Source organism: Mycobacterium sp. (assembly GCF_035697385.1).
Lineage (GTDB): Bacteria > Actinomycetota > Actinomycetes > Mycobacteriales > Mycobacteriaceae > Mycobacterium.
The window spans coordinates 1-3,429 of the sequence record NZ_DASSCY010000327.1; the positions used below are offsets into that span (position 1 = coordinate 1).

The 3,429-nt window shown below is 64.7% G+C and carries 4 protein-coding genes and 1 tRNA gene; 2 read left to right on the plus strand and 3 right to left on the minus strand.

The window, feature by feature from the left end; all coding sequences use genetic code 11:
• Window positions 1-267: 267 nt before the first annotated feature.
• Window positions 268-921 (plus strand): type IV toxin-antitoxin system AbiEi family antitoxin domain-containing protein, encoded by a 654-nt coding sequence (locus tag VFH65_RS27620; RefSeq protein ID WP_353326055.1) that lies wholly within the window; start codon window positions 268-270, stop codon window positions 919-921.
• Window positions 911-1,666, plus strand: a complete 756-nt coding sequence (locus VFH65_RS27625) for a nucleotidyl transferase AbiEii/AbiGii toxin family protein (protein WP_353326057.1) — start codon at window positions 911-913, stop codon at window positions 1,664-1,666. Before VFH65_RS27620 ends, VFH65_RS27625 begins: the two co-directional genes overlap by 11 nt.
• Window positions 1,667-1,778: 112 nt before the next feature.
• On the opposite strand, the gene VFH65_RS27630 is transcribed toward VFH65_RS27625, so the two are convergent.
• The 3 genes from VFH65_RS27630 to VFH65_RS27640 all read right to left on the minus strand — a co-directional run.
• Window positions 1,779-2,969 (minus strand): IS481 family transposase, encoded by a 1,191-nt coding sequence (locus VFH65_RS27630; RefSeq protein ID WP_353326059.1) that lies wholly within the window; start codon window positions 2,967-2,969, stop codon window positions 1,779-1,781.
• Window positions 2,970-3,082: 113 nt separating this feature from the next.
• Window positions 3,083-3,156 (minus strand) — tRNA-Ile (locus tag VFH65_RS27635).
• The coding region (locus VFH65_RS27640; RefSeq protein ID WP_353326060.1) for a TIGR02206 family membrane protein at window positions 3,147-3,429 on the minus strand (283 nt) is incomplete at its 5' end. The genes VFH65_RS27640 and VFH65_RS27635, both read right to left, overlap by 10 nt.

The following is a 3,429-nucleotide window of genomic DNA, read 5'->3' on the forward strand; positions in this document are numbered from 1 at the left end:
AGGCGACCGTGCCGAATATCACCGTCTTGGCGTGCCGCGCCGGTGCGTCGGGTTCGGCCTCGGAGTCATGGTGCGACGCGGGAATCGTTGCGTGACAAGCATGATCGGAGCACAACCGGGCAAATGAGGGTCTGAGCTCGCACGCGGACCTGATACCCCTGCTCAGCCACTCAACCCGCTCATCCGGGGAATGTGGCACAACCCTTGCATGGTCACTATGCATTTCGTACCCTACAGAGGTACGTTTTGCATACTCAAGGAGTGAGCGTGGCACAGAACCGCAGCACTCCGATCCCGGCCGCCTTGGCTCAGGCTCCGTTGAAGACGATCCGGCCGCGCGATGCCGCCGCTGTGTACGACCATCCCCGGGCCCAGCTCGTCCGGCTGGCCGAACACGGTCTCCTCCACCGCCTCGCGGACGGGTATTACGCCGTTGTCCCGCAGGAGATGTTGGGTCGCAAATGGATACCGAACCTGGAATCCGCAGCGGCAGGAATCGCGACAGCCATTTATGGTTTCGACAACGTTGTCGTTATGGGCCTCAGCGCTGCGCGCCTGCACGGCGTGATCCCGCGCGCCCTGGCGACGGCAATCGTGGCCGTACCGCGCCAGCACCGCCCCATCACACTGTCTGATCGACCCGCGACCGTGCGATTCGTCAAACGCGGCACGAGCGCCCTGGACGCCGAACGTATAGGCACCGAGTTGGGGCCGGCGTTGGTGACCACGCCCGAACAGACCGTCCTCGACCTGACACACCGCCCAACCCTCGGCGACAACGAAGCCGACACCCCCACCGCTGTTGCGGCCCTTTACGCGCGCAGCGACAAGCAACGTCTGCAGAGGCTCGCCACCGCACAGCGTCGGCTGGCTTCCCTGCGGCGGGCCGAAGAATGGGCCGGGATCGATCATGGATCCTGACGAACGCGACTCGGTAGCAACACAGTTCGGAGTCTCTGCCGAACAGGTCGAGCGCGACCACCTCATCTCTCACCTCCTGGCGTTCCTCAGCCGCGACTTCGGTGACCGAATCCAGTTCATCGGCGGGACTGCCCTGGCCCGCACCCACCTCCCATACGGACGCCTCAGCGAGGACATCGACCTCATCGCCGTCGGCAGCCGCAAAGACGTCGCAAGTGATCTCGACGCCGCGCTCCCCCGCGCAGTGCCACGCACCCACGGCAGGCTGACCGTCGAACCCGCACTGAGCAACATCGCAGACACCCGCCCGGTCCTGCTGCGACCTGCGGACGGACGTCCGGTCCGGCTGCAGCTGCTGTCTGCCCGAGACCGAGTGGTCTGGCCAACCGAACGGCACGATTTGTACCAGCGCTACACCGACGCGCCCACCGCCGCACTGCTCGTGCCCACACTCCCCGCGTTCGCCGCGTCGAAAACCGCGACATGGGTGGACCGGCGCGCACCCCGTGATCTCTGGGACCTCTGGGCACTGAGCGAGCTCGGCGCCATTGACGCGGACGCGGCCGCGCTATTTCGGCGATACGGACCCACCAACAAGACGCCGGCTCCGCACATGTTCGATCGTGCGCCGTCGGACGCCGAGTGGCAGGCGCAGCTGGCCGGCCAGACTCGTCTCAGCGTCTCCGCGAGCGATGCACTCAGATCCGTACGCGAGGCATGGCGCCAGGCCGCCCGAGCGGCATGAACCCTCTTGAGTTCTGGGGGTGAACGCAACAGCTCCTGAAGTGGGGCTGTTCAACGTCGGTTGATGGTTGACGTTTCTGTGTCGGTTGATCCTTGACACTCTGTGTTGTGTTCTAGGCCTGTTCGCTGGTGCGGAAGGCCCGTTTGTTTCGTACCTCACCGTTGCTAGTGCGTGCGGCGGTCTTGACCAAGTCATCGCCGATGAAGAATCGCAACAAATCGCCGTCGACGTGAACATCGCAGCGCGATCCGGCGTAGTGGCGGCCCAGACTGACTTGCTGCCAGGACACGCACACCACCCCGTTGGTGGTCACTCGGCGGCTGACCCAATCCGAGCCGGTGCGCTCGACTTGACTCGATGGCGCCGGTAGCGCGATCGGTGCAGCCGAGGTGCCCGCGCAAAACCGCTGCGCCGGGGTGAGCATGTCGATCGCTTGATGTGGGCGGGCGGTGTTGTAGAACTCCACCCACTCATCCAACGCTTGCTGCGCCACTGTGAGGTTCGTGAAAGCCGCTCGGCTGTCGAGGAATTCAGCACGCATGCTCCGATGGAACCGCTCAATCTTGCCAGTGGTCGTCGGGGAACGTGGCTGGGTCAGCAGATGATCGATGCCGTTCTCGCGGCAGATCGCATCGAAGAGCACCTCCACGGGCGGACGGTTGAACCGTCCGGTGAACACCTTGCCGTTATCGGTCAAGATCTGCTCTGGCGCACCGTAAGTGCCCAACGCTGCGCGCAGCCCATCGCAGACCGCGCGGGTGCGTTCGCGGCTCATCAACCGGGCGCACACGCACATCCGGGAATGGTCATCGATGCCGGTCAACGCTTTCGCCGAGGTGCCCTCGGCGAGCGGAAACCCACCGACGACATCCATCTGCCACAACTCCATCGGCACCGCACGTTCCCAGCGTTTCCACTTCCGGGAGCGCCGGTCCCGCAAATTGGGGTCGATCATCTGCGCCCGCACCAACGCTCGATATGCCGCCGACTCCGAGGGCAGCGGCGACACCTTGCGCTTGGATAACTCGAACACCAACCGCTTCGGACCCCAATACGGGCGTGAGCGCCGCAGCTCCAACAGCGCGGCCTCCACCCTGGCCGGCATCTGATGCGGGCAACTCACCGGCCGGTGCGACCGGTCGATCAGCCCTTCCAAGCCCGCCCCTTCGTAGCGGGCCAGCCACGAGTGCAGCGTCTGACGCGACACCCCAACCTTCTGCGCTACCAGTGATACCGACAAACCGTCGCTGATCACGGCCAACACGGCCTGATACCTCTGCTCGGCCACGCTTAACTCCCTCATCAAGGGAGTGTCAAGGATCAGCCGAAGCCACTGTCAAGCATCAGCCGAAACACTGTCGCCCATCAGCCGAAGACCAAATGTCAGCCATCAGCCGAGGTAATACACTCCTGAAGTGGGGCGGGCGGGGCTCGAACCCGCGACCAACGGATTATGAGTCCGCGGCTCTAACCGACTGAGCTACCGCCCCTCGCGCGTCGCGGCACCAATCGTCGCACGCTCCCACGGCCAGGTCATAAGTGCCCACACGATGACGATCAACGCCGTCGCCGTGAAGACATACACCGGCCACGGGCCCAAGACGTCCAGCAGACTCGCCGTCACCGGCTTGCGGTTGATGAAGCCGTAATTGGTCCCCGCGATGCTGTTGAACGTGAACGTGACCGCCGCCCACACCGCCGTCACCACCACGACGAACCGGAAGCTGCGCCACTGCGGACGCATCCCCCGCCCCCACGTGAGG